Source organism: Acinetobacter sp. PFS20, assembly GCF_052261015.1.
Lineage (GTDB): Bacteria > Pseudomonadota > Gammaproteobacteria > Pseudomonadales > Moraxellaceae > Acinetobacter.
Genome location: NZ_JBPVZE010000001.1, coordinates 1,060,772 through 1,075,634, shown reverse-complemented (window position 1 = coordinate 1,075,634; position 14,863 = coordinate 1,060,772). Strand labels below are relative to the sequence as shown.

General features: G+C 38.5%; 14 protein-coding genes. 7 read left to right on the top strand and 7 right to left on the bottom strand.

The window, feature by feature from the left end; genetic code table 11:
* The first annotated feature begins 83 nt into the window (after positions 1–83).
* From ACS125_RS05110 to ACS125_RS05100, 3 genes are all read left to right on the top strand, one after another.
* Positions 84–311 (top strand): accessory factor UbiK family protein, encoded by a 228-nt coding sequence (locus tag ACS125_RS05110; RefSeq protein ID WP_004795193.1) that lies wholly within the window; start codon positions 84–86, stop codon positions 309–311.
* A 65-nt stretch (positions 312–376) separates the two neighbouring features.
* The gene (locus ACS125_RS05105) at positions 377–1,864 is read left to right on the top strand and encodes a YifB family Mg chelatase-like AAA ATPase (RefSeq protein ID WP_174738851.1); all 1,488 of its coding nucleotides are present in this window, start codon (positions 377–379) and stop codon (positions 1,862–1,864) included.
* 101 nt (positions 1,865–1,965) lie between these two features.
* Positions 1,966–2,511 carry an NADPH-dependent FMN reductase gene (locus tag ACS125_RS05100; protein WP_443270896.1) on the top strand — a complete coding sequence of 182 codons (546 nt, stop codon included), beginning with the start codon at positions 1,966–1,968 and terminating at the stop codon, positions 2,509–2,511.
* Positions 2,512–2,553: 42 nt separating this feature from the next.
* Here the strand turns inward: ACS125_RS05100 and pdxR are convergent, their stop codons facing one another.
* Positions 2,554–3,969: a MocR-like pyridoxine biosynthesis transcription factor PdxR gene (gene pdxR / locus ACS125_RS05095; RefSeq protein ID WP_443270894.1), complete on the bottom strand. Its 1,416-nt coding sequence runs from the start codon at positions 3,967–3,969 to the stop codon at positions 2,554–2,556.
* Positions 3,970–4,080: 111 nt separating this feature from the next.
* On the opposite strand from pdxR, the gene ACS125_RS05090 reads away from it, so the two are divergent.
* Together ACS125_RS05090 and ACS125_RS05085 are read left to right on the top strand one after the other, a co-directional pair.
* Positions 4,081–4,857 (top strand): aldolase, encoded by a 777-nt coding sequence (locus tag ACS125_RS05090; protein WP_440202928.1) that lies wholly within the window; start codon positions 4,081–4,083, stop codon positions 4,855–4,857.
* 17 nt (positions 4,858–4,874) lie between these two features.
* Complete coding sequence (locus tag ACS125_RS05085; RefSeq protein ID WP_443270892.1) at positions 4,875–5,753, top strand: dihydrodipicolinate synthase family protein; 879 nt, start codon at positions 4,875–4,877, stop codon at positions 5,751–5,753.
* Between the two features lie 42 nt (positions 5,754–5,795).
* On the opposite strand, the gene ACS125_RS05080 is transcribed toward ACS125_RS05085, so the two are convergent.
* Together ACS125_RS05080 and ACS125_RS05075 are read right to left on the bottom strand one after the other, a co-directional pair.
* Positions 5,796–6,617, bottom strand: coding sequence for a TorF family putative porin (locus ACS125_RS05080; RefSeq protein ID WP_443270890.1), 822 nt, complete (start codon positions 6,615–6,617; stop codon positions 5,796–5,798).
* A gap of 56 nt (positions 6,618–6,673) precedes the next feature.
* On the bottom strand, positions 6,674–6,844 hold the full coding sequence (locus tag ACS125_RS05075) for a hypothetical protein (RefSeq protein WP_171388243.1): 171 nt from the start codon (positions 6,842–6,844) through the stop codon (positions 6,674–6,676).
* Between the two features lie 733 nt (positions 6,845–7,577).
* Here ACS125_RS05075 and ACS125_RS05070 point away from each other — a divergent pair.
* Complete coding sequence (locus tag ACS125_RS05070) at positions 7,578–8,915, top strand: OprD family outer membrane porin (RefSeq protein WP_443270888.1); 1,338 nt, start codon at positions 7,578–7,580, stop codon at positions 8,913–8,915.
* 108 nt (positions 8,916–9,023) lie between these two features.
* Here ACS125_RS05070 and ppa read toward each other — a convergent pair whose 3' ends face one another.
* Positions 9,024–9,548 carry an inorganic diphosphatase gene (ppa, locus tag ACS125_RS05065; RefSeq protein WP_004795210.1) on the bottom strand — a complete coding sequence of 175 codons (525 nt, stop codon included), beginning with the start codon at positions 9,546–9,548 and terminating at the stop codon, positions 9,024–9,026.
* A gap of 127 nt (positions 9,549–9,675) precedes the next feature.
* Positions 9,676–10,074 carry an MAPEG family protein gene (locus ACS125_RS05060; RefSeq protein WP_004795212.1) on the bottom strand — a complete coding sequence of 133 codons (399 nt, stop codon included), beginning with the start codon at positions 10,072–10,074 and terminating at the stop codon, positions 9,676–9,678.
* A gap of 106 nt (positions 10,075–10,180) precedes the next feature.
* On the opposite strand from ACS125_RS05060, the gene ACS125_RS05055 reads away from it, so the two are divergent.
* Positions 10,181–10,570 carry a hypothetical protein gene (locus tag ACS125_RS05055; protein ID WP_005301519.1) on the top strand — a complete coding sequence of 130 codons (390 nt, stop codon included), beginning with the start codon at positions 10,181–10,183 and terminating at the stop codon, positions 10,568–10,570.
* A gap of 40 nt (positions 10,571–10,610) precedes the next feature.
* Here the strand turns inward: ACS125_RS05055 and ACS125_RS05050 are convergent, their stop codons facing one another.
* Both ACS125_RS05050 and parC read right to left on the bottom strand, forming a co-directional pair.
* On the bottom strand, positions 10,611–12,290 hold the full coding sequence (locus tag ACS125_RS05050; protein ID WP_004795215.1) for a long-chain-fatty-acid--CoA ligase: 1,680 nt from the start codon (positions 12,288–12,290) through the stop codon (positions 10,611–10,613).
* Positions 12,291–12,586: 296 nt separating this feature from the next.
* On the bottom strand, positions 12,587–14,806 hold the full coding sequence (gene parC, locus ACS125_RS05045; RefSeq protein WP_013199151.1) for a DNA topoisomerase IV subunit A: 2,220 nt from the start codon (positions 14,804–14,806) through the stop codon (positions 12,587–12,589).
* Positions 14,807–14,863: the final 57 nt, after the last annotated feature.

Here is a 14,863-nt window from a genome sequence, read left to right as displayed (position 1 = left end):
ACTAAAAGAATTGAAACCTATATCCCAAGTTCAAGCAGTGTTAAACTGTAAACTATAAGGTAATACAACACTTTGGATATTTTATGCTAGAAACATTACTACAGGCCATTTTGGAACAAATTGATGAGCCTAAAAAAGATTTGGAAAAAAATTTACGTGCATTATTAAATGAAGCAGTCGAAAAGTTGGATCTTGTTTCCAAACAAGAGATTGACCGTCAAAAGACTGCACTTCAATCGGCCACTCAACGTTTAGAAGAGCTACAAAAACAAGTAAGTCTGTTAGAAGAAACTTTAAAGAATAAAAAATAAGCACCAACGTAGCGCACTTATACTTTACAACGATTAAAAATGAAGCACCATAATGGAACAATAAGATGTCTTTTTCTAAAATTTATACACGGGGACTTTTGGGTTTACATGCACCTCTGATTGAAGTTGAGGTACATGTAAGTCAAGGCTTACCTTCTCTTACCATTGTCGGACTAGCAGAAGCGGCAGTCAGAGAAAGTAAAGACCGAGTTCGCTCAGCCATTATTAATAGTGGATTTCAATTTCCAACTAAACGGCTGACCATTAATCTTGCACCAGCAGATTTGCCCAAAGATGGGTCACGTCTGGATTTACCAATTGCTGTAGGCATTTTAATTGCTTCTGGTCAGCTTCCTGAAAACTGTGCCGAAGATTTTGAATTAATTGGTGAATTAGCGCTGGATGGGCATGTAAGACCAGTGTCAGGTACTTTAACTTTGGCAATGGCCTGTCAACAGGCCAAGCATAAAATGCTTTTACCTCTCGATAATAGTCAAGATATTAACCATTTACCGGACCTTGAGTGTTATCCGGTGGGCCATTTAAAAGAAGTCTGTGAACATTTTCTGGGCACGAAATCTCTATCTTCGATTGAACCTTCAACGGCATCAAATCAAATGCCATATAAATTTGACTTGGCCGATGTAAAAGGTCAGCTACGCCCACGCCGCGCATTAGAAATAGCCGCAGCAGGCGGACATTCTCTGCTCTTTAAAGGACCACCGGGCACAGGTAAGACTTTACTCGCTTCACGTCTTCCTTCAATTTTGCCACCTCTTTCTAATCAAGAAACACTTGAAGTTGCGAGTATTTATTCGATTTCCAATACACCGCATACGTTTGGACAGCGTCCTTTTCGTTCGCCCCACCATACGGCATCAGCAATTGCACTGGTTGGGGGCGGATCTCATCCTAAACCAGGTGAAATTACCCTATCTCACTTAGGCGTTTTATTTTTAGATGAACTTCCAGAGTTTGATAGAAAAGTGCTAGAAGTTTTACGCCAGCCGCTTGAGTCAAAAGAAATCATTATTTCACGAGCAGCTCGGCAAATTACTTATCCGGCTAACTTTCAACTCATTGCTGCGATGAACCCCTGCCCATGTGGTTATGCGTTTAACCAAGACAGCCGTTGCCAATGTTCACCTGAGAGTATTAAACGTTATCAGAACCGTATATCGGGGCCATTACTTGACCGCATCGATTTACATATTGATGTGCCACCGTTAAAAGCTCAAGAACTGCAAGATCCAACACCTGCTGAAGACTCCAGCAGTGTTCGACAACGCGTGATTTCTGCTTATGAACAACAAATGCAAAGACAAAATTGTTTAAATCAGGCGCTCTCACCAAAACAACTTGAGCAATATGCAGTACTTGATAGTACTTCACAGCGAATGATTGAAATGGCACAGCAACGTTTAAATCTATCAGCTCGTGCTTATCACCGTGTTTTACGAGTAGCGCGGACCATTGCCGATTTGGCTCAAAGCGAGATGATCCAAAGTCCGCATCTCACAGAAGCACTCTCCTATCGAGGAAATCATTCTTAAGGTACAACAGCGGATCGTGTATCCGCTTTTTTAATATGTATATGAGTTGTTCATTAGAGAATTTGTTAAAGCCTATATAAAAAGGCAAAAAAGAGGACGCTATGAAAATTTTGGCTATCTCGGGTAGTGCAAGAAAAGCATCTACAAATACCGCGCTATTACGAGCGATGAAAGATATCGCACCGTCCAGTATTGAGTTTTCAGTTTTCGATCAAATTAATAGTTTTCCTGTCTTTTCTCCAGATGATGAGGGCGAAAAAACACCTTCCATAGTGGAAGATTTCATCAAATCTGTTTCTGATGCAGATGGAATTATTATTTCAAGTCCTGAATATATTCGTTGTATTCCGGGCGGTCTTAAAAATGCAATTGATTGGATGGTTTCCCGTACCGAAATCATAGACAAGCCCATTGTTCTAGTTCATGCATCTAGTCGTGGTGACGACATGCTAGTTTCTTTAAGAAGAGTACTTTCGACAGTGAGCAGCAACTTTTTTGAAGATTTGTTTTTACGCTTCTCTCTCCTCAGTAAATCTCCCGAACAAATTTTTGAAATGCTACATACTGAAGAATATAAGTCACAAATCACGCAGTTCCTGCTTAGCTTTGTCTCAGAGATTCAAACATATAAAGACCAATTAGAGTGAACTTTCTTAAAATGAAACAGCGGATGATGAGTCAGCTGTTCTTTAGGTAAGAACTTGATTTAAAGTCTCGATTAAAGAAGTAATTTCTTTCTCTGATAAAGCAGCAAAACCCAAGCGAATACAACGATTAGAAGACTCGATTTGTTTAAACTTATGTTCTGTATCAATGCTGAGTTCATTTAATTTTATAAGCTGATCTCGAGTAAATGGTTTCTGGAATTTCACCCATAACGCCATTCCACCAGCGGGTGGTTGTATATGAATACGTTCTACAAAAATTCTTTTAAACTCAGCTAACGCATGGTCTCGGCGTAGTTGATATATTTTTTTCATTTTACGGATGTGTCTTTTAATTTCACCCCGTTGCATTAAATCTGCTAAGGCAAGTTCAGTAATATTATTACCTTGCCGATCAATCAATAAAATATCTTCAGTAATCGATTGAATAATTGATGGCGATGCCACGATGTAGCCTAAACGGATCCCTGGTGCAAAAACTTTAGACAATGAGCCAACATGAATGACTAATTCAGAATGAGGCAAACTCGCTAAGGGTGGCATAGGCCGACTGTCATAATGGAATTCATGGTCATAGTCATCTTCAATAATATAAAAGCCCCATTTTTTTGAAAGCTCTAAGAGTTGAAGACGGCGATTCATTGGCATCGTGACAGTTGTGGGATATTGATGATGCGGAGTTGTATAAATAGCAGCAACCGAATGTTCTTTTAAAATCCGTTCTAAATCTTCAATGACAATACCTTGTTCATCTAATTTGACAGAAACGACCTGAAAACCATTTGATTGGAACGCTTTAAAAGCAGATGGATAGTAAAGCTCTTCAACAACGATAACACCCTGCCTATTAGGTAATGCACGAGATGCAAGAAAAATTCCCATCTGGCTACCCCGTACAATACAAATCTTATCTGCGGCAACATTCATAAAACGTTCCATTGACAACATTTGTTGTAAGGCTTGTCTTAACTCAATCATACCTCGTGGGTCACCATATCCCATGTACTGGTTTTGAGTAATCTTAATCAGTGCATGCCGATAGGCGCGTGAAAATAGTTCGTAGGGAATAAGCCGTGGATCTGGCACACCATCGTTATGTGGATATAAAGCAACTTCTTGAATAATTGGCTTCTCATTAACTTTTCGCTCAGATATTGACTCTATTTTGAGTTGTTTTTCTGGCAAAACATCTGCCACAAATGTGCCTTTTCGGGGGCGAGTCACCAGCCATCCTTGTGCTTCTAATTCTTCATAGACCGCTTGTACCGTTTTCCGATTAATTCCTAATTCTTTTGATAGGCTACGAGACCCCGGCAGCATAGTCCCTTGCGCCAAACGGCCACTTAAAACTTCCTGACTAATCAAGTTAGTAAGCTTTAAAAAAACTGTTTTTTCTTCTCTTTCATCGATACGAAAATGTACTTGCCAAGGTCTTAGCATATTTGCCCCATCTGGACCATATAACTTATAAAAACTGGATGTATTGATTCATCCAGTTGTTTTCTATTCTGCCTTCACCTACTTAATTTGGTCAACTGGACTGGAGAAGAGATGAAGACTGCTTCTGTAAACAAACAAGATCTCATGCAACACGCACAGCAAGACATGCAAAAGTGGATTAGCGACTCAGATTTAACTGACCGCCAAAAGCTTGCACTCACTTGTCGTATTTTATTTGATCATGGCCATGATGCTGGTTTAGCAGGCCAAATTACTTGTCGTAGTGAAAATAAAGAATCCTTTATTACCCAACGTTTTGGTTTAGGTTTTGATGAAATTACTGCCTCAAACTTGCTTGAGGTGAATCAAGACTTAGAACCTATCAATCAAGAAGGTATGGCAAACCCAGCCAACCGTTTTCACACGTGGATTTATAAAGAACACCCAGAGGTGAACTGCATTATCCATACGCATCCGACTCATGTAGCTGCATTGTCGATGCTTCAAATTCCACTCATGATTTCACAAATGGATGTCTGTGCACTTTACGAAGATTGCTCATTTATAGGCCATTGGCCAGGTGTCCCTGTTGGCAATGAAGAAGGCATTTTGATTTCTTCTGCTCTGGGTAAAAACCGCGCTGTTTTGTTGTCTCACCATGGTCAACTGGTCACAGGAAAAACCATTGAAGAAGCATGCAACTTGGCTCTTTTAATTGAACGCGCAGCTCAACTGCAACTATTAGCCATGTCTGCTGGGCAAATTCAGCCGATCCCACACGATTTAGCTACAGAAGCTCATGACTGGGTATCTACCGATAAACGCAACAAAGTGAACTTTGCTTACTACGCACGTAAAGCTTTGAAAAAACATTCTGACTGTATTTAAAAAAAGAGACTTCAACCATGAAACTAAACGGCATTATTGGCTACCCTGTTACTCCTTTTTCTGATGACAACACCATTAACCTTCCTGTTCTAAAGCAAATGCTGGATTTGCTTATTGAAAATGGCTGCGATGCAATTGCGCCTTTAGGCAGTACTGGCGAAAGTGCTTATCTTGAATGGGATGAGTGGTGTTTAGTCGCTAAAACTTCAATTGAAAGCATTAATAAACGTGTACCTGTCATTATTGGAATTTCAGAACTCACGACGGATCAAGCCATCAAAAAAGCACAGATCGCGCAAAGCTATGGTGCAGATGCACTTATGGTGATTCCTGTATCTTATTGGAAGCTAACAGATCAAGAGATTTTTGAATATTATCAAGCGATTGCACAAGAAACGACTTTGCCAATTATGGTGTATAACAACCCTGCAACGAGTGGTGTTGATATGTCTCCAGAATTAATTGTGCGTATGTTTAACAACATTGCAAATATTACGATGGTGAAAGAAAGCAGTGGTGACATTCAACGTATGCATAAAATTCAAGAACTCTCAAAAGGAGAACTCCCATTTTATAACGGCTGCAACCCTCTAGCTTTAGAAGCTTTATGTGCTGGAGCAAGTGGTTGGTGTACAGCAGCACCAAATCTGTTAGGTCAACAACCTCAACAACTTATCGAACATGTAAAAAATGGTGAATTAGAACAAGCCCAAAAATCATTTTATCAACAACTTCCTCTACTACGCTTTATTGTCACTGGGGGTTTACCCAAAACGATTAAAGCAGGTTTACAGTTAAAAGGTGTTGCTGCGGGTTCACCACGCAGGCCACTGTTTAAAGCTGCGGATATTGAGCTTAACCAGTTAAAACAGCTACTTTCTGAAATAGAAAACTAATAAAAAAGCGGGTCAATAAACCCGCTTTTTTACAGCATAAACTTAGAATGTTTTAGTTAAACTAAACACTAGACCTGTGTCGTAAGGTTTTTTCTGAGCATCAGTCATACCAGAAGTACTAACGTCTGTACCTACTACATCTAGCTCAGCCAAAATGCCTAGGATGTTACGATTTACACCAACTTTATAATCGATATAGCTATCGTCTTTACCTGGACCACCAGCAACTACGGCTAAAGCATCTTTATTTTTGAATTTGTTATAGCCAACTGAAGCAAGGCCTGTAAAACCTGTATCTGCAATTGGTGCCGAATAACCGACATTAAAATACCAGAACTGCTTAGAATGAGCCCAGTAATCATCTGAATAGTTCACACCTACGCTAAGTGCATCCCCTTTAAATAAAGAATCAGCAAAAGTTAATTTACCGTAAACCTCATTAAAATCTAAACCATTTTTACCATCATAACCAATGCCATTACGGTCAAAACTATGGCCCGAACCAATATAGCCATAATGAATTACACCGACATCATAAGTAGGTGCAAGCGTATCCGTTAATTTCAAAGTATTGGTATAACCCAAAGCGACATCAGTTTCTGTTGAGTTGCCTGTTACTCCAAAATCAACACTTGAACCCCAAAGTGATAAATAAGCACCAGACTTATGAGAAAAAGTAAAACCACCTTGAATTGCAGGGTTATTTGATGATTGGGTAACTCCGCGGAAGCGGTAGTCTGTGGTTGCTGCGACGCTCCCTGTTGCGGTGATGCCATAAAAAGATGGTGCATCTTCAGCCATAACCATGGTTGAACCTGCTGCAAAGATACCAAGACCTAAGGCCTTAAGTGCAAATTTCATCATTCTGATCTCCCCCATAATGAATGCACGATTTATGTATATAAAACACATTGTGTTACTTAAGCTTTAGCAATTGCTGTGCCAAGTCCATTTTTTCCATCTTTAGACATCATTAATATTGAAATCAAAATATCTCTACAAGAAAAATTCCACTTTATATTTATAAAAATATATTTATAAAAAACAATATTATAAAAAAATAATTTCAACCATTGAGAAGAAATCAACATGAGTAAACACCTTGTCGGAAATAAATGAGCGACATCAGCAGTATCCATTTACTCCATATAAAATTTCTATCTAAGCTTAAATAAGAGATATAAAAATTACGTAAATTTCTTAAAGCTGAGCTTTTGATGGTCTGTAAATGGGCATTTCTTTTAATGAGATTTTTTTATTTTTCTTGTTTTAAAACTTATGAACTATTTTGGGTCTTTTTTAAGTAGCCATATGAACGAAAAAAGTGATGCACAAAATTTACGCAGAATATTGCACTAAGTTTGACCATTTAAACTAAATTCTATTGGTCTTCTACAGTGATCTATTTTTGTACATTACTCTTCAAAATAATGTTATAAAGTAACATTTTAAAAAACATTAAAAATAAATTGTCGAAAAAATCAACTCAAGAGAAGATTAAAAAGTAAACATATCCATCAAAAAAGATCAAAAAACGAACAGAAGAATCAACTAATTTTTGAGCTTGGAATATAAAATAAATGGTAAAAATACACTAAAAAATAAATTACTTTTTTTATTTTAAACAATACATTAAGTATAAAAGCTTAATAGTAAATTTAGTCAACAAGCAGTAGCACATTAATCAATTTCTGCATAGCATATATAAAATAAAATCAACAAAAATATATCTTTTTTATAGATTACTTATACAATTGATTGAAATCCTAGGCCCTGAACAATAACAAGGCACAGGATTTATCGTTTTTATGAGGTTCTTTAAATATGCTAAATGCACAAAAACTTACATTAGCAGTTCTCATTTCTGCGGCAATAATTTCCTCAGCTCAGGCAAGCGAGCAAAGCGAGGCAAAAGGATTTGTTGAAGATGCGAACGGTTCTATTCTCTTCCGTACAGGTTACATCAGCCGTGACAAAAAAAATGGCGTGGATGATACCAGTTCATTTGCTCAAACAGCAATCGTAAATATTGATTCTGGCTTTACTCCTGGTATTGTCGGTTTCGGTGTAGGTGTTGTGGGCGATGGTTCATTTAAAATCGGCGCAAACAAAAACGCTGGCAATAACATGATTCCACGTGAAACTGGTCTCAATGATGATGGCGTACCAACAAAAGGTGCTGGTGATTCTTATGATCACTGGGCACGTGGTGGTGCTAATGTTAAAGCACGTTTCTCAAATACAACAGTACGTTACGGTACTCAAGTACTTGATTTACCAGTTCTAGCAAGTAACACAGCACGTTTGGTACCTGAATATTTCACGGGTACTTTGTTAACTAGTCATGAAATTAAAAATTTAGAAGTGATTGCTGGTAAATTTACTAAAGATCAGTATTCTGATCAGGTGAATACAGATGGTCGTCATCTTGACCGTGCAATTGTTTGGGGTGCTAAATATAAATTTGATGATAACTTGAATGCATCTTACTTTGGTCTAGACAGTAAAAATGCTCTTGAACGCCATTATGTAAATGTAAACTATAAACAGCCTTTGGCGAATGACAGTTCATTAACTTACGATTTTAGTGGCTACCACACTAAATTCGATGCGAATGCGAATACCTACTCAGCTACTGGAGCAGTAGCACCAGATTATGGTAAAACTGGTATAGCAGGTGAAGAAAAGTCTAATAACATTTGGGCAATTTCAGGTACTTATGCAACTGGTCCACATAGTGTGATGTTAGCATACCAACAAAACAGTGGTAATGTTGGTTATGATTACGGTGGTAATGCTGACGGTGGCCAAAGTATCTATTTACCGAACTCTTATTTGTCTGACTTCATCGGTAACGATGAAAAATCAGCACAAATTCAATACAACGTTGATTTTGGTAAGTTAGGTGTATTACCTGGTTTAAACTGGACGACTGCATTTGTATACGGTTGGGACATCAAAGTTAGAAATGTAACTGACAGTGCTCAGGAACGTGAGTTCTTTAACCAAGTGAAATACACTGTTCAAAGCGGTTTTGCTAAAGATGCAAGCCTTCGTATTCGTAACTCTTACTATCGTGCAAGCGATTCATATCAAGGTGCTTACATTGGTGACACCAATGAATGGCGTATCTTCCTTGATATTCCTGTGAAATTATTCTAATTCACAAATTTATCAAGTATAAAAAAACCTACGTCTGGCAACAGATGTAGGTTTTTTTATTAAGCTCAGAATATCAATTGAGGCATTCTGAGCCCTATCAATTAAAGCTTATTTAGCAGCTTCAATTGCTTTTAATACTTCAGCTTTAGCAACGTCAGCACCTTCCCAACCACTGATTTTTACCCACTTACCTGGTTCTAAATCTTTATAGTGACTGAAGAAATGCTCAATTTGGCTAATTAATAACGGAGGAAGATCTGTATATTCCTTAACGTCTTTATACAATGGAGACAATTTCTCGTGTGGAACAGCGATTAATTTCGCATCGATACCACCATCATCTTCCATTTTTAATTTGCCCACTGGACGGCAACGAATGACTGAACCAGCAGCAACAGGATGTGGAGTTACAACAAGTACGTCTAACGGGTCACCATCTTCAGACAAAGTATTTGGAACATAACCATAGTTCGCTGGATAGAACATTGCTGTACCCATGAAACGGTCTACAAACAATGCATCAGAATCTTTGTCGATTTCATATTTAATTGGTGCTGCATTTGCAGGAATTTCAATGATGACATAGATGTCATTTGGGGCATCTTTACCTGCTGGGATATTGCTGTAACTCATATCAATACTCTTTCGTTATGAAGTCAGATGTAAAATCCACTCGATTATAGCGTGGATATCATCAAAATGATGCCGATTATACAATGCGCACACGCGAAAGTTGATATGAATGATGACAGAATGACACTCAAGTCAGTTTAATCGTGACCACTAATAAGAAGATTGGGCACAATATAGATAAGAACCAGACAATCGAACGTAAAGTTGCCCAGTTACTTAAATAACAGATCCCATAAATAACTCTTAAAATAATATATGCCCAACCTAATCTCAGAATAAAATATTCTGGAACGACCATATATTCAGCCATTAAAATAGCCGTTAAGAATAAAGGTAAGCTTTCAAAACTATTTTGTTGTACGGCATTTGCACGAGCAGCCAAACCAGTTGTTTTGGCAAAAAAAGCTCTCGGGTTTTGATTATCGGCAGGCTGAAAACCACCTGTAAACTTTGCAATTACGGTAAATGCGTATGGCAGCAAACATGCCACTAAAATAATATAGATAATGCCGCTGATGCCCTGCATAGTGCCATCCATCACTGAAAATACTGTTGATCATGCTATCATAACATTGCGTTTTTACCTGAAATTTTATGCAATCACTTGTCATCACTGATTAATAGGGCCATGTATGCAACAACCTGATCAAAAAGAATTGTTTGAAGTCTTGGATAAGCAAAAACAGAATCAACTTCAGATAGATCGCATATTAAAGATCGTACTCCCTATTATGGCTTTTTTACTTAGTGTGATTTGTGCAAATTTGAATTGGCAATCGACACTTGGCACCTTTGTTATTTTAACAATTACCTTTATTGCAGTCGGTATTAAACGACTTACTTTGTGGCATTGGCTCATTGTGATTACGATATATTGCTTAGCAGATAATTATTTAAGTTATGGTCAGCTTGATTTAACTCACCTACGCCTTCAACTCGGCACAATGCTTGTTTTTGTTGGAATGGTCGGAATTGGACGCCCTTATATAGACCGCTGGTTTATAAAAAGCCATAAAAACTAAAATAAAAAAAGCGCCCTAAGGCGCTTTTTTTATTAACTGGTTAAGCTGGTTTACGTAAGTCTTTACGTAAAATTTTGCCTACATTTGATTTTGGTAATTCATCCATAAACTCAACATAACGAGGGCGTTTATAGCCTGTTAAGTTTTCTTTAGCGAAGCTCAAAACTTCTTCAGTCGTTAAGCTTTGATCTTTTTTCACAATAAAGAGTTTTGGCACTTCACCTGATTTTTCATCTGGAACACCAATGGCTGCAACTTCCAATACTTTTGGATGCTTAGCAATAACTTCTTCGATTTCACTTGGGTAAACGTTAAAGCCAGAAACCAAAATCATATCCTTTTTACGGTCTACAATTTTTGTATATCCACGGCTATCCATCACACCAATGTCACCAGTACGGAAGAAACCATCTGCTGTCATGACTTTAGCTGTCTCATCAGGACGATTCCAGTAGCCCTTCATCACTTGAGGACCACGAATCGAGATTTCGCCTTGCTCACCTAAAGCAACTTCTTTACCGTCATCATCTAAAATAGCAACTTCAGTTAAAGGTAACGGAATACCAATAGTGCCGCTAAATTCGGTAGAAGCTGGTGGGTTTGCAGTTGCTACCGGTGAAGTTTCTGACAAGCCATAACCTTCAATAATGGTTGTACCCGTAATTTTCTTCCACGCTTCTGCTGTAGAAGGTAAAACGGCCATACCACCGCCCATCGCCATTTTTAAATTGCTATGGTCAAGTTGTTTGAATTCTTCATTGTTCACTAAAGCATTAAACAATGTGTTTACCGCTGGGAAGAATGATGGTTGATATTTACGTAATTCGTTAATAACAGCTGGTAAATCACGAGGGTTCGGAATCAAGATATTTGCTTGTCCTTTATACATACCGTACATCGCGCAAACCATGAACGCAAAAATATGATAAAGCGGTAGCGCACAAACAATACGGTCGCCTTTAGCACCATCGTTTGCTCCAAATTTACTTTGGAAAATACCATCACATTGAAGTAAGTTTGCTACAAGATTACGATGCGTAAGCTCTGCACCTTTTGAAACGCCTGTTGTACCACCAGTGTATTGAAGTACAGCCGTGTCACTTAAAGTTAAAGTCGGACGCTTATAATTACTCGCATTTTCTTTATTTAATGCTGAGTTAAATTTAACGTGTCCTGGAATATTCCAAGCTGGAATTTGTTTACGTACTTTACGTAATACAAAATTCACCAGAGTACCTTTGAGTGTACCGAGCATATCTCCGACTGATGCAACTACAACATGCTTCACTGGAGTTTTACCTAAAATGCTTTGGTAAACACTGGCAAAGTTTTCGATAATCACAAGTACTTCTGCACCTGAGTCATTTAATTGATGCTCAAGTTCACGCGCAGTATAAAGTGGGTTAACGTTTACTAACACTAAACCTGCACGTAACACAGCTAATGCAACTACAGGATACTGCAATACATTCGGCATCATCACTGCCACACGAGTTCCTTTTGCTAACCCCAAATTTTGCAAATAGGTTGCGAACTTACGGCTTGCAAGTTCTAACTCATTAAATGACATCGCTTTATCCATAAAGATAAAGGCATCGCGAGAACCAAATTTTTGGAAATTACTCTCAAAAATATCAACAAGTGAGGTATTTTCCGCAGGCAATGCTACTGTTTCTGGAATCCCTGTTTTTTGGTATTCTGCAAACCAAATTTTTTCCATAATGCCATTATCTCCGATTCGTAATCCTTAGTAATAACTGTTATTCAATGCCCCAGCTATTCTTTAGCTTCTTGGTGCCAGAACATATTTAAAACTTATTGGCACATTCATGACACTTCGAACAAGATTATGAGACAGAAGTTTTGACAATTTAACCCTGCCAAATTTTTTGCATGGAGTACAAATTACGTACTCCAAATTGCTGTCCTTTTAATCGTTATTCAATACCAACAAGTTCAGTTCATTGCTTGAACATGTTGCCATATATAGCGTATTTATGTTGCCAGACGCTAGCTTTATCTCTGAATCAACAGTTTATTTGCTTTTTGATATCCACGTGGTAAGAGCTGACCTTTTGAAGCTCGTTTACCCATATATTTTTGTAGATCATCACCTTTTAATTTTAGATGTTGCTGACCTGCAACCACCTGAATTATTTCATCTAAGTTCAGGGTTGTCATGGATAAAATTTGCTCTTTCGCATCAAGTTGTATCAACTTATTACCTTTACCCTTATTTAGATTTGGTAGTTCTGCCAAATCAATAATCAAGAGTCGACCTGCTGAGCTGAGCACTGCTAAGTGCGTCATATTTTGAGCAGATATTAATGGTAAAGCTTTTGATTTTTCAGGAACAGACAAGAATGTCTTACCTGCTTTGGCATTGGTATCTAACTGTTTGGTTTGAGTTTTAAACCCATAACCAGAGGTACTCGCCGCGATAAGTTCAGACTCTTCGTCTTCTAGATAAACCTGAATAAACGACACGCCACTTGCAGGAGCAAGTTTAGAACTTAATGGTTCACCCAAACCTCTTGCTGATGGCAAACTGCTAATAGGCAAGGCATAACTACGCCCTGTCTCATCAAGGAAATAGATCCGTTGATTGGTTTTACCCACAGCATGACTTAAATATTGGTCGCCCGCACGATAGTTTAAATTCTCTGCATCAACATCCGCACCTTTTGCAGCACGAATCCATCCAGCTTCAGATAAAACCACCGTTACCGCTTCAGCTGGCATTAAATCCTGTTCTTTAATCTGAACAGCTTCAGCACGCACCACGATTGGAGAACGGCGTTCGTCACCAAACTTTTTCGCGTCTTCTTTTAATTCACCAATAATCAGATTTTTTAAAGATTCTGGATTTTCTAATTGCTCACGAATAATGGCAGCTTTTGCAGCAAGCTCATCTTGTTCATGACGGATTTCCATCTCTTCAAGTTTTGCTAAATGACGCAACTTGAGTTCTAAAATTGCTTCTGCCTGTATCTCATCAATATTGAAATGTTCCATCAACACTGGTTTAGGCTGATCTTCTTCACGAATAATACGAATCACTGTATCAATATCAAGATAAGCAATTAAAAGACCTGCCAAAATATGCAGACGTTTTTCAATTCGGTTTAAATGATATTCTAAACGGCGAGTGACCGTCTTTTTACGGATCTCAATCCATTCAAGCAAAATACGACGAATCGATTTAACTTGAGGACGTCCATCCTCACCAATCATGTTTAAATTAACACGGTAGCTCGACTCTAAATCGGTGGTTGCAAATAAGTGGCTCATTACCGCTTCTGCATCAATGCGGTTAGAGCGAAGTACAATCACTAATCGTGTTGGGTTTGCATGATCCGACTCGTCACGAATATCAACGACTAATGGCAGCTTTTTGGCCTGCATTTGGTCGGCAATTTGAGTAATCACCTTAGAGCCCGATACTTGATAAGGCAGTTCAGTAATCACGATTTCATTTTTTTCGATGGTATAAACCGCTCGCATGCGGTAACTGCCACGACCAGTGGTCTGAATTTTGAGTAATTCTTCTGGCGGAGTAATAATTTCAGCTTTTGTTGGTAAATCTGGCCCTGGAATATATTCAGCCAATTTTTCATCTGAAGTTTGCGGGTTACGAATTAATGCAATCGTTCCTTTAATCACTTCACGTAAATTATGTGGAGGAATATCGGTTGCCATACCAACCGCAATACCAGTTGTGCCGTTGAGCAGAATATTAGGAATACGCGCTGGCAAAGTAATAGGTTCTTTTAATGAACCATCAAAGTTATCTTGCCAGTCAGTTGTGCCCTGACCTAACTCATTTAATAACAACTCACTGTAGGCAGAAAGCTTTGCTTCGGTATAACGCATCGCAGCAAATGACTTAGGATCATCTGGTGCCCCCCAGTTACCTTGTCCTTCAATTAAAGGATAACGATAACTAAATGGCTGAGCCATCAATACCATCGCTTCATAACATGCCGAGTCACCATGAGGATGGTATTTACCTAGCACATCACCTACTGTACGTGCTGATTTTTTTGGCTTGCCGCTATTTTTTAAGCCTAGCTCGCTCATGGCATAGACAATACGGCGCTGTACAGGCTTTAAGCCATCACTGATATGCGGCAATGCACGGTCCATAATGACGTACATGGCATAATTCAAGTAAGCCTGTTCAGTAAATTCGGCTACAGAGCGGTTTTCTGTCGCTTGATGCGCAAGGCTGGTCATAGTCAGCTTATCTTCCAAATCAGTCGTTATTTTAAATGAGTCTTATGCTAAGTGGGC

Excerpts from the sequence above, each read along its gene's own strand:
- ACS125_RS05110 (WP_004795193.1), top strand. The coding sequence starts at position 84 with ATGCTAGAAACATTACTACAGGCCATTTTGGAACAAATTGATGAGCCT.
- ACS125_RS05105 (WP_174738851.1), top strand. The coding sequence starts at position 377 with ATGTCTTTTTCTAAAATTTATACACGGGGACTTTTGGGTTTACATGCA.
- ACS125_RS05100 (WP_443270896.1), top strand. The coding sequence starts at position 1,966 with ATGAAAATTTTGGCTATCTCGGGTAGTGCAAGAAAAGCATCTACAAAT.
- pdxR (WP_443270894.1), bottom strand. The coding sequence starts at position 3,969 with ATGCTAAGACCTTGGCAAGTACATTTTCGTATCGATGAAAGAGAAGAA.
- ACS125_RS05090 (WP_440202928.1), top strand. The coding sequence starts at position 4,081 with ATGAAGACTGCTTCTGTAAACAAACAAGATCTCATGCAACACGCACAG.
- ACS125_RS05085 (WP_443270892.1), top strand. The coding sequence starts at position 4,875 with ATGAAACTAAACGGCATTATTGGCTACCCTGTTACTCCTTTTTCTGAT.
- ACS125_RS05080 (WP_443270890.1), bottom strand. The coding sequence starts at position 6,617 with ATGATGAAATTTGCACTTAAGGCCTTAGGTCTTGGTATCTTTGCAGCA.
- ACS125_RS05075 (WP_171388243.1), bottom strand. The coding sequence starts at position 6,844 with ATGTTGATTTCTTCTCAATGGTTGAAATTATTTTTTTATAATATTGTT.
- ACS125_RS05070 (WP_443270888.1), top strand. The coding sequence starts at position 7,578 with ATGCTAAATGCACAAAAACTTACATTAGCAGTTCTCATTTCTGCGGCA.
- ppa (WP_004795210.1), bottom strand. The coding sequence starts at position 9,548 with ATGAGTTACAGCAATATCCCAGCAGGTAAAGATGCCCCAAATGACATC.
- ACS125_RS05060 (WP_004795212.1), bottom strand. The coding sequence starts at position 10,074 with ATGCAGGGCATCAGCGGCATTATCTATATTATTTTAGTGGCATGTTTG.
- ACS125_RS05055 (WP_005301519.1), top strand. The coding sequence starts at position 10,181 with ATGCAACAACCTGATCAAAAAGAATTGTTTGAAGTCTTGGATAAGCAA.
- ACS125_RS05050 (WP_004795215.1), bottom strand. The coding sequence starts at position 12,290 with ATGGAAAAAATTTGGTTTGCAGAATACCAAAAAACAGGGATTCCAGAA.
- parC (WP_013199151.1), bottom strand. The coding sequence starts at position 14,806 with ATGACCAGCCTTGCGCATCAAGCGACAGAAAACCGCTCTGTAGCCGAA.